Here is a 19,325-nt window from a genome sequence, read left to right as displayed (position 1 = left end):
CTCGCGGGGCGCGCCAACATCGCCCACGCCCGACGCGACCTCCGCAACCACGACGACGCCTTCGCCGTCTTCAACATCTAACCGAATCCGACCAAACCGGACGAAAACGAACAACGCCGGGGCCCTGGGTGCGGGCCCGCGTCGTAGCGGCGTGGTGATGTGGGCGGGGAAAAGCGGAAACGGCGCCGCACCCGAAGGTGCAGCGCCGCTCCACAGGGATCCGAAGATCAGTCCTCGATGCTCTGCAGGACCGGCTCCTCGTCGCCCACCTCGGCGTCGGCCTCGCAGGTGCGCTGGCCGCCCTCGTCGCCGCTGCTGGCGGCTGCGTCGCCCAGGAGGCCCAGGGCGCCCGCGATGTCCTCGACGTCGACGGCGAGGATCGGGACGTCGGTGTTGCAGACCTGGATCGGGACGTTCACGTTGTTGTCAGCAACGTTGATGATGCCCTTGGACTCGTCGCCCTCAGCGTTGTTGATGGTGTTGTCTTCGAAGTCGCCGTGGTTCTGGCTCTGCTCGTGGCCGTTGCCACGGTCCCACTCGTGGTGCCCATCCTTGTCACCGGCGAAGGCGAGCGGGCTCACCGCGAGCAGACCGGCAGCGGCCGCGGCCACGACAATTCCAGCCTTCTTCAGCACAGTTCATCTCCTGTTGAGTGATCCGGGTCGACCGGAGCCGATCCATTCAAAGTCAGCGTATGACCGGGGAGCCCGCGCTGACTGGGAGAAAGTTAGCGCCCTCCGGACCGCGGGAACAAATCACCTACCACTATCGTGTGAGGCAAGTACTCTACGTTTAGTTACGCATCCTTTCGGGGCGTCCTGCACCGGGTGCAAAGCCGGGTACGGCGAGGTAACAGCACGTACTGTGATCGCAAATCACCCGGTTGCGCGCGTATCCTTTTTGCCTGAGGACGGAGCGTGACGAGGCCCGTTCCGGCCGCTCAGGACTCGCTTGTGGTTACCGTTGAGTAAGGTGCCCGGATGTCGCCCGAGGACGTGGTGTGTGACTACGTGGACATCGCGCTGCGGCTCGACCGACTGCTGCCCGGGGCCGTCGAGCTCCCCGTCGTGGGCCGCCGGGTCGAGGCATGGTCCCCGGCGGCGGTCGTGCGCGCCGCCGGTCGCCTCGCCGCTTCCTTGCCCGACGCGCTCGGGTCGGACCGCCGGGACTTCCTCCGCGGCCAGCTGACGGCGATCGAGTGGGCGGCCCGGCGGCTGGCCGGTCAGGACGTGCCCTACGTCGACGAGGTGCTGGCGGCGTTCGGCATGCGGATCCGGTACGGGTGCGAGGACATCTACCGGCAGGCCCACCGGGACATCGACGCGCTGCTCGCGGGCCCGGGCACCACGGCCGAGCGGCTCGCCGCCCACCGCGCTCGCGACGTGATCCCCCGCGACCTGCTCCCGGCGGCCCTAGACGCGGTGTCCGCCGCGCTGCGCGGGCGGTCGGCGCTCCGCGTCCCGCTCCCGGACCAGGAGTCGGTCGAGTACCGCATCGTCGACGACGCCCCGTGGGGCGCGCTGCACCAGTACCTCGGGCAGTTCCGGTCCCGGATCACGGTCAACGCGGGCGCGCGGCACCGTGGCGCGCAGCTCGTCCAGCTCCTCGCCCACGAGGCCTATCCCGGCCATCACGTGGAGCGCTGCCGCAAGGAGGCCGGGCTCGTCGCTGCGGGGTGGCACGAGCACCGCATGGTGCTCGCCAACAGTCCGCAGGCCCTCATCGCCGAAGGCGCCGCCGAGCTCGGGCTCCACGCGGCCGTCGGGCCGGGCTGGGGCCCGTTCGCCGCAGACGTGCTGGGCGAGGTGGGCCTGGCGTTCGACGGTGAGGTCGCCGAGCGGCTCGATGCCGCGACGGCCCCGCTCGCCGGCGTCCGCCAGGATGCCGCCCTTCTCCTGCACCAGGACCGGGCGTCGGTCGCCGAGGTGATCGCCTACCTGCGGCGGTGGCTGCTGGTCGACGAGTCGCGCGCGGTGCAGCTGGTCCGCTTCCTGCGGCATCCGCTCTGGCGGATCTACACCACGGCGTACGCCGAGGGCCGCCCGCTCGTGCGGGCGTGGTTCGACGCGGCGCCGGGGGCTGCGCGGTTCCGCCGGCTGCTGGACGAGCCGCTCACGCCTGCGGTGCTGCGGGCCGAAGCCGCTCCGGTGACCCGGATGGGCGGCGGCCGAACGGGCTGAGGCAGGCCGGAAAGGCACGACGGGCGGTGTGCGCTGAGCGACGAACGGTAGGCCGTTCTGTTAATTCTCGGTTCGTTACCCCGATGAGACCACGCGTCGCTGTTGACCGCACCGGGGTGACCGCCGGTAGCGTTCATGTCGGCGGCCCGTACCCGATGCGGACCGCCCGGGAGGCCCTGGTCGTGGTGGTTCTCGCACCCGAGGGGGCCGGCACCCGGCCCTCGCGGGCGTGGTCGGCGGCGAGCTCCAGGTCGTCGGACGCGTTCGGACCAGGGCAGGCCGGCCCACCAGAGTGTGGCGCGGTGCCGCGCCCGCGAGGGAGCGTTCGTCGACCGGCTTCCGAGGCCTGTGCACCACCTCGGAGCCCGCGCGACGCGCGCCAGCGAGGAGCATCCGTGACCGACCGTCGTTCCGCCCCCGCTTCGGAATCCACGCGCTGCTACGTGCTCGACACCTCCGTCCTCCTGTCCGACCCGTGGTCGCTGACCCGGTTCGACGAGCACGAGGTCGTCCTGCCGCTCGTGGTCATCTCCGAGCTCGAGGGCAAGCGACACCACCCGGAGCTGGGGTGGTTCGCGCGCACGGCGTTGCGCACGCTCGACGAGCTGCGCATCCAGCACGGCCGTCTGGACGCACCTGTCCCGATCGGGGACGCAGGCGGAACGCTGCACGTCGAGCTCAACCACACCGACCCGGAGGTGCTGCCCGCCGGTTTCCGCACGGACTCCAACGACAGCCGGATCCTCGCCTGCGCGCTCAACCTCGCGGCGGAACGGAAGGCCGACGGCCGCGGCGACGTCGTGCTCGTCACGAAGGACATGCCGCTGCGGGTCAAGGCGGCCGCGGTCGGCCTCGCCGCCGACGAGTACCACGCCCTCGACGTGGTGCCGTCGGGCTGGACGGGCATGGCGGACCTGGAGGTGACGTCCGCCGACGTCGACGCGCTGTTCTCCGACGGCGCCATCGACCACGACGCCGCGCGGGACCTCCCGTGCAACACCGGGCTGCGGCTGTTGGGCGGGGGATCGGCCGCGCTGGGGCGGGTCACCGCGGACAAGCGGGTGCGGCTGATCCGCGGCGACCGGGAGGCGTTCGGGCTGCACGGGCGCTCCGCCGAGCAGCGTGTGGCGCTGGACCTGCTCCTCGACCCGGAGGTCGGCATCGTCTCCCTCGGCGGCCGGGCCGGCACCGGGAAGTCGGCGCTCGCGCTGTGCGCAGGCCTGGAGGCGGTGATGGAGCGCCAGCAGCACCGCAAGGTGGTGGTGTTCCGCCCGCTGTACGCGGTCGGCGGGCAGGAGCTGGGCTACCTGCCGGGCAGCGAGAGCGAGAAGATGGCGCCGTGGGCGCAGGCCGTCTTCGACACGCTCGGGGCGCTGGTCAGCCAGAACGTGCTCGAGGAGGTCATGGCCGGAGGCATGCTGGAGGTGCTGCCGCTCACCCACATCCGGGGCCGGTCGCTGCACGACTCCTTCGTGATCGTCGACGAGGCGCAGTCGCTCGAGCGCAACGTGCTGCTCACCGTGCTGTCGCGGCTCGGCACGGCGAGCCGCGTGGTCCTGACCCACGACGTCGCGCAGCGCGACAACCTGCGGGTCGGGCGGCACGACGGCGTCGCGGCGGTCATCGAGAAGCTGAAGGGCCACCCGCTCTTCGCGCACGTCACGCTCACCCGCAGCGAGCGCAGCCCGATCGCGGCGCTGGTGACGGAGATGCTGGAGGGCCCGATGGCGTAGCGCGCCTTCGGCACGGCACCTGTGAGCGGAAACGCGTGCTACCGCTCCGCGGCGCCGAAGGCGTGGCACTGGTTTCCACTCACAGGTGCAGTTCGTTGTGAGTGGAAACCAGTGCCATAGCACCCGTTTCCGCTCACAGGCCGTGCGGAGTTCCCTCGGTGAAGCCCGCCGTCGTCTGCACGCCCACCTGCGCGCGGTCGTGCAGCTCGTCCAACGTCCGCGCACCCGCATAGGTGCACGCCGAGCGGACGCCCGAGCAGATCTGGTCGAGCACGTCCTCGACACCGGGGCGCTGCGGGTCCAGCAGCTGCCGAGAGCTGGAGATGCCCTCCTCGAACAGGCCCTTCTTGGCCCGGTCGAAGCTGCCGTCACCGCGGGTGCGCGCGCTGACGGCGCGCTTCGACGCCATCCCGAACGACTCCTTGTACGGGCGGCCCGCCTCGTCGCGCAGCAGGTCACCGGGCGACTCGTAGGTGCCGGCGAGCCACGACCCGATCATGACGGCCGACGCGCCCGCCGCGAGCGCGAGCGCGACGTCACGGGGGTGGCGCACGCCGCCGTCGGCCCAGATCCGGACGCCGAGGTCCCGGCCGGCGGCCGCGCACTCGAGGACCGCCGAGAACTGCGGCCGTCCGACGCCGGTCATCATCCGGGTGGTGCACATCGCGCCCGGCCCGACGCCGACCTTGACGATGTCGGCGCCCGCCCCGGCGAGGTCGCGCACGCCCTCGGCGGTGACGACGTTGCCCGCGGCCACGGGGACGGCGGCGCCGGCCTCGTCGACCGCGGCCCGGACCGCGCGCAGCGCGTCGAGCATCTTGTCCTGGTGGCCGTGGGCGGTGTCGACGACGAGCACGTCCACGCCCGCGTCGAGCAGCGCCTTCGCCTTGACGCCGACGTCGCCGTTGATCCCGACGGCCGCCGCGGTGCGGAGCCTGCCCTCCGCGTCGAGCGTGGGGGAGTAGATCTCGGCGCGCAGCGCCCCGAGCCCGGTGAGCAGCCCGGCCAGGCGTCCGTCCGCGTCGAGGCCGAGGGCGACCCGGCGCGTGCCGAGCGACTCGAACACCTCGCGGGGCGGCGTGTCGATCGGCAGCGTCAGCGGCGACGGGTCGAGCACGTCGCCGAGCCGCGTGAAGCGGTCCACCCCCGTGCAGGCGGCCTCGTCGACGGTGCCGACCGGCCTGCCCCCGTCGTCGACGACCACGATCGCGCCGTGTGCCCGCTTCGCGAGCAGGTTCAGCGCGTCGGCCACGGCGTCGGCGGGCGTGAGCACGAGCGGGGTGTCCCATACCGGATGCCGGGACTTGATCCACCCGACGATCTCCGTGACCGCCTCCGGGGCGACGTCCTGCGGGAGCACCGTCAACGCGCCGCGGCGGGCGAGCGTCTCGGCCATCCGGCGGCCCGCGACGGCGGTCATGTTCGCGGCGATGACCGGGACCGTGGCACCGGATCCGTCGGCGGTGCCGAGGTCCACGTCGAAGCGGGAGGCGACGGTCGATCGTCCGGGGACGAGGAAGACGTCGTCGTAGGTCAGGTCGTGGGACGGCTGCTGTCCCTCGAGGAAGCGCACGAGACGATGAGTCTACGCGACTTTCGCGCGGATCAGGCCAGGGCGGACCAGTCGATGTCGTCGGCCTCCGATCGCGGCAGTGGGCGGATCTCCCGCACCCACTCGGCACGCAGGATCGGCAGACATACCTGCACGAGCTCGCCCTCGACGGGGGTGGGCACGTCCCACGCCCTGGGCACGCCCGCGGTCGAACCCGCTTGGAACACCTCGTAGAGGTAGTCGTTCCAGGGCCCGTAGCGCGTGGCGAGGACCAGCTCGGCGGGCGCGTCGAACTCGACGGTGGCGTACCCGTCGCGCAGCTGGTCGGGCAGCAGGCTGTGGGCATCGGAGAGCGTGACGTCGCAGCGTCCGCCCCACGCCCACACCGGCGGCCGGCCGTGCGTGTCGATGCCGGCCCGGCCCATCGCGGCCACCATCTCGCGGTAGCCGGCGGTGACGAGGTCGCGCGGCAGGCGCTCCCACGAGCCGACCAGCTCGCCGTGCGACTCCAGATCGGCGACCCGGGCGAGCGGTTGGAACGACCACAGGAGCACCGAACCCACCGGCACGATCGTCATCGGCCGGGCGTCGGTGGGCAAGGCGTTTCGGCGGCGCGGTAGGGCGCGTAGCCGGCTCGCCTGCCCCAGCGCGGCCAGAACGGCAGCGGGACGCGGCCGAGCACCCCGCTCCGCACCGTGGGCAGGACGGCGCGACCAGGGGCGCGCCCCACGATCGTGCGCGAGCGCCCCAGCGCGTGCACCACGTCGACGTCACCGGCCAGCACGGCGCGCACCGACCCCATCAGGCGGTCGACGCCCGGCGAGGTGCGAGGCAGGAACAGGACGCCGTCCGCGCCCCACCGGATCTCCAGGCGCAGCTCGTCGCCGGAGTCGGCCCACGAGAGCACGACGGCATCCGAGCGCGCCGGACGCAGGGTGACCCACCCCGGGAACTCCCGCTCGACCGCAACCGCGGCCCCCCACGATCCGGCGATCTCCTCGGCGAAGGCGGCGAGCCGGGCGGTGATCGCGTCGTCCGGTGGGTGCGGCCAGCCGCCCCGCTGCGTCCCCGTCGTCCTCCCAGTCCTCCCAGTCCTCCCAGTCCTCCCAGTCCTCCCAGTCCTCCCAGTCCTCCCAGTCCTCCCAGTGGTTGTCCGCCCGGGCGTCCTCGTCGAGGGAACGGTGTTCGGCAGGGCGTCGGGGAGGGGGACCGCGCGCTCGGTGCGGTCGACCCGGATACCGCGTGCCGCAGCGAGCGCGGTGGCCATCCGCTCGGCCTGCCCGTGCGGGCCGAGTCCGGACCAGCGGACGTGGATGCCACCCGCGGCGGTGACCGCGAGATCCTCGTCGTCGCACCCGACCCGCACGACCGCGCTGCGCTCGATCCAGGTAGAGCACGGCGGGCCGAGCTCGGGAACAGGCCCACCCGGTCCGACGTGAGCGTGACGAGCCCGCTCGGCTGTCCGCCCCACCCCACGTGCCACGCGAGGTCGAGGAGCTCCTCGCCGACGCGGAGCTCCCGCGCGAGGCGGGGGAGCGCGTCGTCGTACAGCCACGACTTCCGGCCGAACACCCGCCGGCACACCGCCCGCGCCTGCCCGAGCGCCCTGGTCGCGCCGCCGGCGGCGATCTCGGCGACGACGGCGAGCTCGACTGCGGGAACGACCTGCCTGAACCGCAGCTGCGCGCCCGACGTACTGATCACGGCCCCACCTCGGGGCGCGGGCACGGCAGCGCGCACATCGGACCACGCTATGTCGGCCAGCACGCGCCGGCGCCACGGCGTGGCGCCGACGACGAGCAGCCGGCGCGAGGTGGCGACGACGACGCATCCCCGCCCGGGGCGAGCGCGTCTGTGGAGCGTGGCGCCGAGGAACGCCTCGATCGTCTCGTCCTCGTCGAGCAGCGCGGCGAGCAGCCGGACCTCGGCGCGGGCGAACCGCGCGAACGGACCGAAGCCCGCTCGGGCGGCCGCGGTGACCTCGGCACGCCGGTCGCTCCCGACCACCGTCAGCACGTTCTCCCCCCGGGCTTCCGACGGTGCCGCGCACCGGCCCCGCCGATGGGGGAAGCCTGCCGCGACGAGGACGAATTCGCACCGGGGTTCTCGGGGCCGGCGGGCTGACGGCGCCGCACGGGCCCGCTCAGTCGCGCAGCAGCGCGCGCACGGCGTGGATCGTGTCGGCCTCCTCGGGGGTCTTGTCGGGCCGGTAGCGCAGCACGCGGGCGAACCGCAGTGCCACGCCGCCGGGATAGCGGGTGCTGCGCTGCGCACCGTCGAGCTCGATCTCGACGACCAGTTCGGGCCGCAGCAGGACCTCGTGGCCGCGGCGGGTGTGGACGAGCGCCGGGAACGTGGTGGTCTGCCAGGCGAGCAGCTCGTCGGTCATGCCCTTGAACGTCTTACCCACCATGATCGGCTCACCGCCGTCGGGATCGCGGGCGCCCAGATGGATGTTGGACAGCGTGCCGGTGCGCCGCCCGTACCCCCATTCGGCACCGATCACCACGAGATCGAGCGTGTGTACCGGCTTGACCTTCTGCCAGGCCCGCCCGCGCCGCCCGGCGGCGTACGGAGCAGCGAGCGACTTGACCATCACGCCCTCGTGGCCCGCGTCGAGTGCGCTTTCCAGCAGACCGGCCGCCTCCTCCGCGGACGGCCGCAGGACGCCCGGCATGCGGTGCGGCCCGGCGACCCTGCTGAGCGCCTCGAGCCGAACGGCCAGCGGCTCGTCGAGCAGGACGGTGCCGTCGAGGTGGAGGCAGTCGAAGAAGAACGGCTGCAGCAGTTCCGAGCCCTGCACGGCCCCGAACCTGCTCATCGTCTCCTGGAAGGGGCGGGGCCTTCCGTCGTCGCGGAGCGCGAGCGTCTCGCCGTCGAGCACCACCGAACGGCACGGCAGGGCCCGCACCAGCTCGACCAGCTCCGGGACGCCCGCCGTGATCTCGCGCAGGGTGCGCGTCCAGACCCGTACCTCCGAGTCGTTCCGGTGCACCTGGATGCGGGCGCCGTCGAGCTTGTGCTCGACGCTGACCTCCGGGCCCAGCTCGGCGAGCGCGGCGTCGAGCGTCTCGGCGGGGGAGGCCAGCATCGGCCGTACCGGCGTGCCCACCTGCAACGCCACGGCCGCGAGCCCGTCGACTCCCGCGATGAGGGCGAGCCGCGCCGTGCCGGGGAGCCGCCCGGACAGCATGAACGCGCGCCGCACTGCGGCCGCGGGCACCTCCGCCGCCGCCGCGACGGCCTCGAGCATCACCCCTTCCAGCGCGCCCTGGCGCAGCTCCCCGGTGAGCAGCCTGCGCAGGAACGCCTGCTCTTCGGCTGTGGCGGCGCCGAACAGCTCGCCGAGCAGGGCGGACCGTCGAGCGGTGGACCCGGCACCGGAGGTGGCCGCCAGCGCGTCGAGTGCGGCGTCGACGTCCGCGACCTCCAGGGACGGCTCGGCCGCCGGCGGGACGTCGAGCGCGGCCAGCGTGCGCCACCCGGCGCCGATGCGGCCCTGCCGCGGCTCGCCAGCGAGCCAGGCCGTGGCGGGCTCCACCTCGTCGGGCGAAGCCTCGCGCAGCAGCGCCGAGAGCGCAGCCGTCTTCGCCGTGCGGGACCGGGTGGCCCCAACCGCGGCCGAGGTGGTGACGACGTCGGTGAGCAGCACGGCCCCATGGTGGCAGCGACCACCGACGGTTTCCGTGTCCCGCGGCGGTCAGGCCGCCGACGGGCTGCCGCTGACGTCCTGGAGCAGGTCGGTGACCCGCACGATCCCGCAGCAGGTGTGGTCGGCGTCGAGCAGGACGAGATCGTCGTAGCTGCGGGTGCGGTCGCCGGAGAGGCAGTGGTCCAGCGCGCTGCGCGGGTCGGCGGTGGCGAGCAGCGTGCGTGGCGGCTCGGCGAGCGCCCTGGCCGGCCGGTTCGCGTAGAGCGCCCGGCCGAACGGGCCCGAGATCGCGAGCAGGAAGCGGTTCCGGTCGAGGAAACCGGTCGGGCGGCCGGAGCGGTCGAGGAGCACGACGCTGCCCGCCTGCGGGTGGTCGGCCAAAGCCTGGCGCACGCTCTCGGCGGTGGCTTCCTCGGGCAGGCTCACCGCGGCCTGGGCGAGGTCGGCGACGGAGGCGCGCGGGAGCTCCACCGGAGAAGCCTGGGGGTGCTGCGCCGGCCGCGGCCGGTGCGGCATGAGCTCGACCGGGAGCAGGATCCCGGCCGTCGACGGCCGGCGGCGTGGGGCGGCGAGCAGGGGGCCCTGCGCCCACGGGATGCCGTGGTCGCGGACGGCCGCGAGCTGGTCGGGCGTGCTCACCCCGACCGCCGCGACGCGCACCCCGACGGCGCGGCAGACGTCGAGCAGGGCCTGCACCACGGTGTGGGCCCGCGGCACGTGCGGCAGCCGCGCCACCAGCTCGGGGTCGATCTTGACCAGGTCGGGCTCGAGCTCGGCGATGAGGTCCAGGCCGAAGCCGCGGCCGACGGCGTCGAAGCCGATGCCGAAGCCCTCGGCCCGCAGCTCGGCCACGCCGTCGGCGAGCGCGTCCGGGGGTGCCGCCGACAGCGCAGGGTTGATCTCCAGCAGCATCGGCGGCGGGGGCAGCGCGTGCTCCCGGCTGCGCAGCGACGTGCGCAGCTGGCCGATCCGCCTGCGGGCCGCCACGACGGTGTCGGCGAGGACGTCGATGTGCAGGGGGACGCTCACGTCGTACCCGGTGCCGTGCACGACCGACGCGATCGCGATCCCGGAGTCGAACTCGGCCAGCTGCCGCGTGCCCCACACGGCGTTGCGCGCGACCACGGCCACCTGGTCGCGCGCCTGCCACCGCAGCACCTCCATGCCGACCGGGCGACCGTTCACGAGGTTCAGCAGCGGCTCGAAGCCGAAACGCCCCTGGTCACTCATCGTGCGCTCCTTTCCGCCCCGCTCGGGCATGCAACCACGAGCGGCGGCGGAAAAGGTGAACACCGGATGAACCGTGACCGACAGCAACGGAGCGTTGCGCCGATCGGGTCATCAGGGCTGTGACCAGCGTCAACAGGAGGTCGCACAGCGGCGTCGGGCCGGTGCGGCGCGTGGTCGGCCCGCGGTGCGGAGGCCGGGTGCGAGTGGTGTCGGCCCCCGACGCGCCACCCGTCAGGCGCGCTTGCCCCCGCGGGCCATGGCGAGCACGTCGAGGGCACTGTCGAGCTGCTCCTCGGTGAGCTTCCCATCCGCCACGTGACCGCGTTCGACCACCACCTCGCGGATGGTCTTGCGCTCCTTCAGCGACTGCTTCGCGATCGAAGCCGCCTCCTCGTAGCCGAGGTACCGGTTGAGCGGCGTGACGATCGACGGCGACGACTCCGCGAGCTCGCGCGTGCGCTCCGCGTCGGCCTCGGTGCCCGCCACCACCTTGTCGGCGAGCAGCCGCGACGCCGCGGCGAGCAGGCGCGCCGACTCGAGCACGTTGCGAGCCATGACCGGCATCATCACGTTGAGCTCGAGGTTGCCCTGGCTGCCGGAGAACGCGACCGTGGCGTCGTTGCCGATGACCTGGGCGGCCACCATCATCGTGGCCTCGCAGATCACCGGGTTGACCTTGCCGGGCATGATCGAGCTGCCCGGCTGGAGGTCGGGCAGGTGCAGCTCGGCGAGGCCGGTGCGCGGGCCGGAACCGAGCCAGCGGATGTCGTTGGCGATCTTGAACAGCGACACCGCGACCGTGCGAAGTGCCCCGGACGCCTCGACGAGCCCGTCCCGCGCGCCCTGCGCCTCGATGTGGTCGGCCGCCTCCGACAGCGCGTCCAGCCCGGTCGCGGACCGCAGCTCCTCGACCACGGCGCCGCCGAAGCCGTCGGGCGCGTTCAGGCCGGTGCCGACCGCCGTGCCGCCGATCGGCAGCTGCCCGAGCCGGGGCAGCACGTCGCGCAGCCGGGCGGCGCCGTACTCGGCCTGCGTGGCCCAGCCGCCCGCCTCCTGGCCCAGCGTGATCGGCACCGCGTCCATCAGGTGCGTGCGCCCGGCCTTGACGATCTCGGCCCAGTCGGCGGCCCGCTGCCGCAGCACGCCCGCGAGGTGTTCCAGCGCCGGGACCACGTCGGTGGCGAGCGCCTCGGTGGCGGCGAGGTGGATCGTCGTCGGGAAGACGTCGTTGGACGACTGGGACGCGTTGACGTGGTCGTTGGGGTGCACCTCCACGCCGGCGCGCGCGGCGACCGAGGCGATCACCTCGTTGGCGTTCATGTTCGAGCTGGTGCCCGAGCCGGTCTGGAACACGTCGACGGGGAAATGCGCGTCGTGCCGGCCGGCGGCGACCTCGTCGGCGGCGGCGGCGATCGCGTCGGCGAGCTCGGGGGCGAGCACGCCGATCCGGCCGTTGACGCGGGCGGCCGCGCCCTTGACCAGGCCCAGCGCGCGGATCTGCGCGCGCTCCAGGCCCCGGCCGGAGATGGGGAAGTTCTCCACGGCCCGCTGGGTCTGGGCCCGCCACAGCGCGTCGGCGGGGACCTTGACCTCACCCATGGTGTCGTGCTCGATCCGGAATCCGGCCTCGTCGTCGGTAGCCATGGGCCCAGTGTTCTCGCGCGGGACCGGCCGCGCAGCGGAGAGTGGCGGCGACCACCCGGTACGCAGTTGTGCGTATCCCGCCCCGACGCACGGGCGCGCCAGGATCGGTGGATGAACGGCGCGGGGCTCACGGGCACGGCCCTCGTTCGCGGCCGGGGACGCGTCACCCGCGGCGCGGCCGGGCCGGACGACCTGTCCCCGGAGGGGAGCGAGGAGGGGATGGGGTCGTCCGGCCCGGCGCCGTTCTGCTGCGGCCGGGCCGCGCCGCGGTGCTGGTGCCCGTTCCTCTTTCCGGGTGACGTCGGCAACGGGGGGATAACCGCGACGCCCAGGCGAGCGACGGGACGTCCATGGAGGTCGGGAAAGCGGAGCGCGACTGGCTCGAGCTCGTCGCGGACCTGCTCGCGACGCCGCTGACGCGGCTGCCCGACGAGCGGATCGCGCTGCAGCTGTGCGAGACCTTCGACCTGACCGGGTGCTCCTACAACGACCTCCCGGCCGGCAGCCCGGACCCGGCCGTGCTACGGCTCTGGCCGTTCGACGAGAAGTTCGGCGGCCACCGCGGCGAGCTGCTCGAGTGGACGGAGCAGCGGGCACACCTCGCGCATCCGCTGTTGCTGTTCTATCTGCACACCGGATCCCGGGTCCCCGTGCAGACCGTCGACGTCCCGCGGTGGATCGCGGACCCGGACGGCGAATGGTCCGAACTGGCGAAGCCGGCGGCGAGCACCCACCAGCTGTCGCTGCCGCTGCGGTTGGGTCCGGGGACGCACCGGGCCTTCGTGATGGGGCGGAGCGAGGCGTTCCGCCCGGACGAGGCGCGCCTCGCCTCGCTGCTGTGGCGGCTGCTCACCGGGCTGGACCGGCAGGTGGAGGCCAACAACACGACGTCCCCGGAACCGGAAGCCGCCGCGGACCTCCGGCTCACCCCGCGCGAGCTGGCCGTGCTGGGGCTGCTCGCCGACGGCCTCACCGCGGCCGCGATCGGCCACCGCCTCGCGATCCGGGAGCGCACGGTGCACAAGCACCTGGAGCACACCTACGCCAAGCTCGGTGTCGCCGACCGGCTCTCCGCGGTGCTGCGCGCCCAGCACCTCGGCCTCCTCCCGAGGCCGGAGGAAGCGCAGTTGTACGTCGCCCGGGGCGGCTGACCGCCCGCCGGCACGTGCTGCGGTGTGTGCCGTCGGCACGGCACCGCGTCAGGGGAGCGGCGGCGCCAGGTGCTCGTCGGCGTCCACGTCGTCGGCGGTCAGGTCGAACGGCACCGCCGAGTACTCGCGCAGCTTCGTCAGCCGGTGGTAGCCGTCGATCATCCGGACGGTGCCGGACTTCGACCGCATCACGATCGACTGCGTCATGCACCCACCGGGGTGGTAGCGCACGCCGCGGAGCAGGTCGCCGTCGGTGACACCGGTGGCGCAGAAGAACACGTTGTCGCCGCGGACGAGGTCGTCGGTGGTGAGGACGCGGTCGAGGTCGTGGCCCGCGGCCTGTGCCTTGGCGCGCTCCTCGTCGTCGCGGGGCCACAGCCTGCCCTGCATCGCGCCGCCCATGCACTTCATGGCGGCCGCGGTGATGATGCCCTCCGGGGTGCCGCCGATGCCGTAGAGCAGGTCGACGCCGGTGCCGGGCCGGGCGGCGGAGATGGCGCCCGCCACGTCACCGTCGGCGAGGAAGTTGATGCGCGCCCCGGTGCGGCGGATCTCGCGCACGAGCTGCTCGTGCCGGGGCCGGTCGAGCACCGCGACGGTGACGTCGCCGACGCCGATGTGCTTCGCCGCGGCGACGCGGCGGATGTTGTCGCGCACGGGCGCGGTGACGTCGATGACGTCGGCCGCCTCCGGCCCGACGGCGAGCTTCTCCATGTAGAAGACCGCCGACGGGTCGAACATCGCGCCCCGCTCGGCCACGGCGAGCACCGCCACGGCGTTCGGCATGCCCTTGGACATCAGGGTGGTGCCGTCGACGGGGTCCACGGCGACGTCGCACCACGGGCCCTCGCCGTTGCCCACTTCCTCGCCGTTGTAGAGCATGGGCGCCTCGTCCTTCTCGCCCTCGCCGATCACGACGACGCCGCGCATCGAGACGGTGGCGATGAGGTGCCGCATCGCGTCGACGGCCGCGCCGTCGCCACCGTTCTTGTCGCCGCGGCCCACCCAGCGGCCCGCGGCCATCGCACCGGCCTCGGTGACGCGGACGAGCTCCATGGCGAGGTTGCGGTCGGGGGCCTCCCGCCGCCGCTCGCGCGGGGCGTTCGGGGTCCCAGGATCGGTCATCTCCGGCCTCCTTCTCCCGTGGGGCGTGGCACGCGGGAAGGCCATGATCCTGGCAGACCGGCCCGCTCCGCAGGCTGGGCTGAGACGACAAGCACGCCCTGCGACGATGGAAACGTGAGTTCCGAGCCCGAACCCCGCCCGCCGGCGCAGCCACGTCCTCCCGCCAAGCCGCCGCGGTCGGCCCTGAGCGTGCGGGACATGGTGGGGGCGCTGGCCGTGCTGGCCGTGGTCGTCCTCGTGGTGGCCCGGGTGTCGCGCGGGTGCACCTTCTCGCCCGGCGGCCCAACCGTGGACGCGGGGAGTCTTCCGGTCGTCGACGCGCCCGCCGAGCTGCGGGAGCTCGCGCCGCACGTCGAGTTCCCGGTGCGGATCCCGGCGGTGCCGGCGCAGTGGCGCGCCAACTCCCTCGACCGGGACACCGTCGGTGAGGTCACCGCGGTCCGCACCGGCTTCGTCACCCCCGAGGGTCGCTACCTGCGGCTGCTGCAGAGCGACGCGCCCGAGGCGGCGCTCCTCGCCGTAGAGGCCGGGACCGATCCGGTGCCCGGCCGAGGCGTCGTGGACGTCGACGGGCAGCAGTGGGGCGCCTACGGCCGCGACGGCCAGGAACCCACCTGGATCGCCGACCTCGGCGACGTCCGGCTGCTGATCACCGGCAGCGGCAGCGAGGCGGACTTCCGCACGCTGGCCGTCGCCGCGGTGACGGGTGAGGTCCTCGGCTAGCGCCGTCAGGACCCAGGACCCCGCGCAGCCCGTCGAGCAGACACCGCAGGCCCAGCTCGAACAGGGCGTCCAGATCGAGGTCGAAGTCGTCGAGCGCCGTCAGCCGCGTGACGTTCGGGAAGCTCCCGGCCGCGGCCGGCGAGGTGATCGTGTCGACGTGGGCCGTTGGGCTGCGTCTCGACGTACGTCACCGTGCCCAACCGCTACGACCTCGACGGCTGGTTCCAGATGTACAGCGAGCCCGGCACGATGCTCGGGCTGCGCGGCGTGGCGGCGTTCGCGGCCTACGAGACGGTGCTGCGGCCCTACGTCCGCCAGGCCCGGCAACTGCGTCCGGGCGGTGTGAACGCGGTTTCCTGCCGAAGACCCGCGCCGCGATCGCGATGCGCACCCTCTCGGTCCGGTGGATGACCCGGTGGCCGCTGCGGGCGCTCTTCGCCGCCCAGTTCGGCAAGGCCGGGTCGATCACCTTGCCCGACTACGACAACGCGGCCGAACCGGTCGCGTGACCCGTCAGTCGGCGTGCTCTGCGGCGTCGAGCGCCTTCTCCACACGCTCGCGTGCACCGGCCAGCTGCTCCTCGCAGCGGCGGGCCAGCGCCTCGCCGCGCTCCCACAGCGCCACCGACTCGTCGAGGCCGAGCCCGCCGGCCTCCAGGGCGCGGACCACCTCGGCGAGCTCGTCGCGGGCCTGCTCGTAGCCGAGGCCGTCGACGGCGGGCCGCTCGGTCATGTCGTGCTCACTTTCGTCTTCCTCTTCTTCGGTGCCGGCGGCTCGCCGGGCTGCGGGGCCACGTCGGCGTGCACCGCCCCGTCCGCCACCCGGATCCGCAGCCTGGCCCCGGGCTCGACCTCGGTGACCGACCGCAGCACCGGCAGCGGCGTACCCGGATCGTGCTCGGCCGGCACGCGCTGCACCACCGCGTAGCCACGGGCGAGCGTCGCGGCCGGCCCGAGGGCCGTCAGCCGGGCGGTGACGTGCTCCAGATCGGTGTCGCGCCGCTCCAGGCCGCGCAGCACGCAGGCGCGGGTCGCCTCGCGCAGCCGCTCCACCTCGTCCCTGCGGGCGTCGATCGCGCGCAGCGGATCCGCCAGCACCGGCCGCGCGCGCAGGGCCGCCAGCAGTCGTTGCTCGCGGTCCACCCAGCCGCCGAGCGCCCGCCGGGCCCGGTCGCGCAGGCCCGCGATCCGCGCGGTCTCCTCGGCCAGGTCGGGAACGAGCCTGCGCCCCGCCTCGGTGGGCGTCGAGCAGCGCACGTCGGCCACGTGGTCGACGAGCGGGGTGTCGGGCTCGTGGCCGATCGCCGACACGACCGGCGTGCGGCAGGCGGCGACGGCGCGGCACAGCGTCTCGTCGGAGAACGGCAGCAGGTCCTCGACGCTGCCGCCGCCCCGGGCCAGCACGATCACGTCGACCTGCGGGTCGCGGTCGAGCACCCCGAGCGCCTCCACGAGCTGCGGGACGGCCAGTGCGCCCTGCGTCGCGGTGTGCTCGATGCGGAAGCGGACCGACGGCCACCGCGCCGTCGCGTTCGACACGACGTCGTGCTCGGCCGCGGAGGCCCGCCCGGTGACCAGCCCGATGCAACCGGGCAGGAACGGCGGGCGCCGCTTGCGCGCGTGGTCGAACAGGCCCTCGGCCGCCAGCAGCCTGCGCAGCCGCTCGATGCGGGCCAGCAGCTCGCCGATCCCGACCGCCCGGATCTGGTCGACGCGCAGGCTCAGCGTGCCGCGCCCCAGGAAGAACGAGGGCTTGCCGTGCACCACGACCCGGTTGCCCTCGACGACGGCCGGGCCGCCCTCGCGCACGAGCCCGACCGGCGCGGTGAGCTGCAGCGAGACGTCGGCGGCGGGGTCGCGCAGCACGAGGAACGCCGTGCCCGTGCCGGGACGGGCCGTCACCTGCGCGAGCTGGCCCTCCACCCACACCGGGCCGAGCCGGTCGACCCACTCCGCGATCTTCCGCGCGACCGTGCGGACCGGCCAGGGCTGCTCCGGCGAGTTCGGCTGACTCACCCCTCCGTGACCGTGGTGATCCGGTTGGAGAGCATCGTGACGAACGGCGCGCGGTTGTCGTGGGTGGTCTCCCACTCCAGCAGCGCGCGCAGATCCTCCACGTCGAGGTGGCGCAGCCGGCCGCGCAGCTGCGGGATCGTCAATTCGCGGTATCCCGGGAGCACGTTTGGGCCGGTCGCGGCAGCGTCCTCGGCGCCGGTGCGCTCGGGCTCCACGCCCTCGGCCGCGACGGCCGTGACCTCGGCCGCCACCTCCACGGCCCGGTCCTCGAGGGGCTCCGCTTCGGGCCGCTCGACGGCGGGCGGCTCCTCGTCGACGACGACGGGCTCCGGGGCCGCGGGCGGCTCCTCGGCGGCCCGCCGCGCCGCCTGCGGCCGCAGCTTTGTGACCGTGTTGGAGCCGTTGCCGCTCGGCTCCGCCACCTCGTCGTCGAACGTGGCCCAGCTCGGCTCGTCCTCGACCGGGCGCAGCGCCCCCAGGGCCCGGTCGCCCTTGATCGCGAGGTCCGTGACCTTCTGCTGCACGCGCATCGACGCCTGCAGCGCCTGGCTCACCGCGGTGACGGGGAACTCGACGACGTGCCGGGGGAGGTCCCTGGCCTGTTCGACGGCGGTGGCGACGAGGCCGGCGGCGACGCGGACCGGCAGCGGCAGCGGGCTCATGCCCACAGTCTCCCCTGTGCGGCAACGGGAGGCAGCCCGGGGGCGGCGCGGTGGCGGGCGGCGTCCCTCCGGGGCCCGAGTCGCAGCAAGGTGGCAATGCTGCCGTCCAGTGGCAGTATCGCCACCTTGCTGGCACATCGGGCGCCGTTCCGCGCGTGGGGCACGTCTCGCCGAGTTCCTCCCGCCGCCGCACGTAGGCTGGTCGTATGACCGCAGCGAGCAGCAAGCGTGTCCTGCTGGCCAAGCCACGTGGCTACTGCGCCGGTGTCGACCGGGCGGTCGAGGCCGTCGAGCAGGCGCTCGAGCAGCACGGTCCGCCGGTCTACGTCCGCAAGCAGATCGTGCACAACGTCCACGTGGTGGAGACGCTCACCGAGCGCGGCGCGGTCTTCGTGGACGACGCCGACGAGGTGCCCGAGGGCGCGCTGGTGGTGTTCTCGGCGCACGGGGTGTCCCCGACGGTCCGCGACCAGGCCAAGCAGCGCGAGCTGCGCACGATCGACGCGACCTGCCCGCTCGTCACGAAGGTGCACCACGAGGCCAAACGGTTCGCCCGCGAGGACTACGACATCCTGCTCGTCGGCCACCACGGCCACGAGGAGGTGGAGGGCACCGCTGGCGAGGCCCCGGAGCACATCCAGCTCGTCGAGACCGCCGCCGACGTCGCGGCTGTGGAGGTCCGCGACCCGGAGAAGGTCGTGTGGCTGTCGCAGACCACGCTGAGCGTCGACGAGACGATGGAGACGGTGCGGGCGCTGCGCGAGCGCTTCCCGTCGCTGCAGAACCCGCCGAGCGACGACATCTGCTACGCCACCCAGAACCGGCAGGTCGCGGTGAAGGCGATGGCCGGGCACTGCGACCTCGTGCTCGTGGTCGGGTCGAAGAACTCGTCCAACTCGGTACGGCTGGTGGAGGTGGCGCTGTCGGCCGGTGCCGGCGCCGCCCACCTCATCGACTACGCGCGCGACATCGACGAGAGCTGGCTCGACGGCGTCGAGACGATCGGCCTGACGAGCGGCGCGTCGGTGCCCGAGGTGCTGGTGCGCGGGGTGCTGGAATTCCTCTCCGAGCGCGGCTGGGCCGACGTCGAGGAGGTCACGACCGCCGAGGAGACACTGACCTTCTCGCTGCCCCGCGAGCTGCGCCCCGCCCGGAACCGGCAGGAGAGCCGCGCCGGGAGCTGACCGCCGGCCGTTTCGGCTCGGCGGGGGCATCCACGGGACGCTGGACGACCAGCCGGAACACCCCGAGGGCGAGGGCGAGGCCCGTGGTCCACGCCATGATCGGGAAGGCGTTGACGAGCGGCGCGCCGATCACGAGCAGCCTCTCGGCCACGCCCGCGCCCGGCTTCGGCGTGCCCATGAGCAGCACCACGACGGGCACCGCCACGGCCACCAGCAGCGGCGGCTGCACCATCGGCCCGAACAGGCCGTCGCGGCGCACCCAGGCGACCGCCAGGACGCACCCGGTGATGTGGCAGATCGTGAACACCGCGCCGAGGGTGCCGACACGTGCCAGGTCGACGAAGACGCCCAGCGCGGTGAGGGCGGCCGCGAGCCCGATCGCCGCCAGCGGCGGCACTCCGAGCACGGTGGTCAGTACCGACCGCTCCGCCATCGGCCAGCGGCCGCCCGCGCCGCGCGTGCTCATGCTCCGTC

General features: G+C 73.8%; 19 protein-coding genes. 7 read left to right on the top strand and 12 right to left on the bottom strand.

The window, feature by feature from the left end:
* Window positions 1-227: 227 nt before the first annotated feature.
* Complete coding sequence (locus tag KME75_RS12875) at window positions 228-635, bottom strand: hypothetical protein (RefSeq protein WP_219414857.1); 408 nt, start codon at window positions 633-635, stop codon at window positions 228-230.
* Between the two features lie 345 nt (window positions 636-980).
* Here KME75_RS12875 and KME75_RS12870 point away from each other — a divergent pair, with 345 nt between their 5' ends.
* The gene (locus KME75_RS12870; protein ID WP_219414856.1) at window positions 981-2,180 is read left to right on the top strand and encodes a DUF885 domain-containing protein; all 1,200 of its coding nucleotides are present in this window, start codon (window positions 981-983) and stop codon (window positions 2,178-2,180) included.
* 395 nt (window positions 2,181-2,575) lie between these two features.
* Window positions 2,576-3,913 (top strand): RNA 5'-3' helicase PhoH2, encoded by a 1,338-nt coding sequence (gene phoH2 / locus KME75_RS12865; protein WP_219414855.1) that lies wholly within the window; start codon window positions 2,576-2,578, stop codon window positions 3,911-3,913.
* Window positions 3,914-4,046: 133 nt separating this feature from the next.
* Here phoH2 and KME75_RS12860 read toward each other — a convergent pair whose 3' ends face one another.
* The 3 genes from KME75_RS12860 to KME75_RS12850 are packed head-to-tail and all read right to left on the bottom strand — an operon-like array spanning window position 4,047 to window position 6,831.
* A complete protein-coding gene (locus KME75_RS12860) occupies window positions 4,047-5,486 on the bottom strand; it encodes a GuaB1 family IMP dehydrogenase-related protein (protein ID WP_219414854.1) in 1,440 nt (479 codons plus the stop codon).
* Between the two features lie 32 nt (window positions 5,487-5,518).
* Window positions 5,519-6,043 (bottom strand): hypothetical protein, encoded by a 525-nt coding sequence (locus tag KME75_RS12855; RefSeq protein WP_219414853.1) that lies wholly within the window; start codon window positions 6,041-6,043, stop codon window positions 5,519-5,521.
* Window positions 6,040-6,831 carry a hypothetical protein gene (locus KME75_RS12850; protein WP_219414852.1) on the bottom strand — a complete coding sequence of 264 codons (792 nt, stop codon included), beginning with the start codon at window positions 6,829-6,831 and terminating at the stop codon, window positions 6,040-6,042. Before KME75_RS12850 ends, KME75_RS12855 begins: the two co-directional genes overlap by 4 nt.
* A 110-nt stretch (window positions 6,832-6,941) precedes the next feature.
* Between KME75_RS12850 and KME75_RS12845 the strand changes: the two genes are divergently transcribed.
* Window positions 6,942-7,589 carry a hypothetical protein gene (locus KME75_RS12845; protein ID WP_219414851.1) on the top strand — a complete coding sequence of 216 codons (648 nt, stop codon included), beginning with the start codon at window positions 6,942-6,944 and terminating at the stop codon, window positions 7,587-7,589.
* A gap of 19 nt (window positions 7,590-7,608) precedes the next feature.
* Here the strand turns inward: KME75_RS12845 and KME75_RS12840 are convergent, their stop codons facing one another.
* From KME75_RS12840 to KME75_RS12830, 3 genes are all read right to left on the bottom strand, one after another.
* The gene (locus KME75_RS12840; RefSeq protein WP_219414850.1) at window positions 7,609-9,117 is read right to left on the bottom strand and encodes an ATP-dependent DNA ligase; all 1,509 of its coding nucleotides are present in this window, start codon (window positions 9,115-9,117) and stop codon (window positions 7,609-7,611) included.
* 48 nt (window positions 9,118-9,165) lie between these two features.
* Window positions 9,166-10,347: an EAL domain-containing protein gene (locus KME75_RS12835; protein ID WP_219414849.1), complete on the bottom strand. Its 1,182-nt coding sequence runs from the start codon at window positions 10,345-10,347 to the stop codon at window positions 9,166-9,168.
* 231 nt (window positions 10,348-10,578) lie between these two features.
* On the bottom strand, window positions 10,579-11,991 hold the full coding sequence (locus tag KME75_RS12830; RefSeq protein WP_219414848.1) for a class II fumarate hydratase: 1,413 nt from the start codon (window positions 11,989-11,991) through the stop codon (window positions 10,579-10,581).
* Between the two features lie 350 nt (window positions 11,992-12,341).
* Between KME75_RS12830 and KME75_RS12825 the strand changes: the two genes are divergently transcribed.
* Window positions 12,342-13,142: a helix-turn-helix transcriptional regulator gene (locus KME75_RS12825; RefSeq protein WP_219414847.1), complete on the top strand. Its 801-nt coding sequence runs from the start codon at window positions 12,342-12,344 to the stop codon at window positions 13,140-13,142.
* A gap of 48 nt (window positions 13,143-13,190) precedes the next feature.
* Here KME75_RS12825 and glpX read toward each other — a convergent pair whose 3' ends face one another.
* Window positions 13,191-14,267: a class II fructose-bisphosphatase gene (gene glpX, locus KME75_RS12820; protein WP_219414846.1), complete on the bottom strand. Its 1,077-nt coding sequence runs from the start codon at window positions 14,265-14,267 to the stop codon at window positions 13,191-13,193.
* Between the two features lie 114 nt (window positions 14,268-14,381).
* Here glpX and KME75_RS12815 point away from each other — a divergent pair, with 114 nt between their 5' ends.
* Together KME75_RS12815 and KME75_RS12810 are read left to right on the top strand one after the other, a co-directional pair.
* Window positions 14,382-14,990, top strand: a complete 609-nt coding sequence (locus KME75_RS12815; protein ID WP_219414845.1) for a DUF4245 domain-containing protein — start codon at window positions 14,382-14,384, stop codon at window positions 14,988-14,990.
* Window positions 14,991-15,155: 165 nt separating this feature from the next.
* Complete coding sequence (locus KME75_RS12810) at window positions 15,156-15,401, top strand: hypothetical protein (protein ID WP_219414844.1); 246 nt, start codon at window positions 15,156-15,158, stop codon at window positions 15,399-15,401.
* 102 nt (window positions 15,402-15,503) lie between these two features.
* Here KME75_RS12810 and KME75_RS12805 read toward each other — a convergent pair whose 3' ends face one another.
* Genes KME75_RS12805 through KME75_RS12795 form a run of 3 tightly spaced genes read right to left on the bottom strand, consistent with a single transcriptional unit; the run spans window position 15,504 to window position 17,667 of the window.
* On the bottom strand, window positions 15,504-15,722 hold the full coding sequence (locus KME75_RS12805) for an exodeoxyribonuclease VII small subunit (RefSeq protein WP_219414843.1): 219 nt from the start codon (window positions 15,720-15,722) through the stop codon (window positions 15,504-15,506).
* Window positions 15,719-17,005, bottom strand: coding sequence for an exodeoxyribonuclease VII large subunit (gene xseA / locus KME75_RS12800; RefSeq protein WP_219414842.1), 1,287 nt, complete (start codon window positions 17,003-17,005; stop codon window positions 15,719-15,721). The genes KME75_RS12805 and xseA overlap by 4 nt, the downstream gene beginning before the upstream one ends.
* Window positions 17,002-17,667 carry a lipid droplet-associated protein gene (locus KME75_RS12795; protein WP_219414840.1) on the bottom strand — a complete coding sequence of 222 codons (666 nt, stop codon included), beginning with the start codon at window positions 17,665-17,667 and terminating at the stop codon, window positions 17,002-17,004. The genes xseA and KME75_RS12795 overlap by 4 nt, the downstream gene beginning before the upstream one ends.
* Before the next feature lie 206 nt (window positions 17,668-17,873).
* On the opposite strand from KME75_RS12795, the gene KME75_RS12790 reads away from it, so the two are divergent.
* A complete protein-coding gene (locus tag KME75_RS12790; RefSeq protein ID WP_219414839.1) occupies window positions 17,874-18,851 on the top strand; it encodes a 4-hydroxy-3-methylbut-2-enyl diphosphate reductase in 978 nt (325 codons plus the stop codon).
* On the opposite strand, the gene KME75_RS12785 is transcribed toward KME75_RS12790, so the two are convergent.
* Window positions 18,763-19,317, bottom strand: coding sequence for a DUF6542 domain-containing protein (locus KME75_RS12785; RefSeq protein ID WP_219414838.1), 555 nt, complete (start codon window positions 19,315-19,317; stop codon window positions 18,763-18,765). The genes KME75_RS12790 and KME75_RS12785 overlap by 89 nt on opposite strands.
* Window positions 19,318-19,325: the final 8 nt, after the last annotated feature.

This window comes from Pseudonocardia nigra (assembly GCF_019396355.1).
Lineage (GTDB): Bacteria > Actinomycetota > Actinomycetes > Mycobacteriales > Pseudonocardiaceae > Pseudonocardia > Pseudonocardia nigra.
The sequence above is the reverse complement of the archived record's forward strand: the minus strand, read 5'-3'. Positions and strand labels throughout refer to the sequence as shown.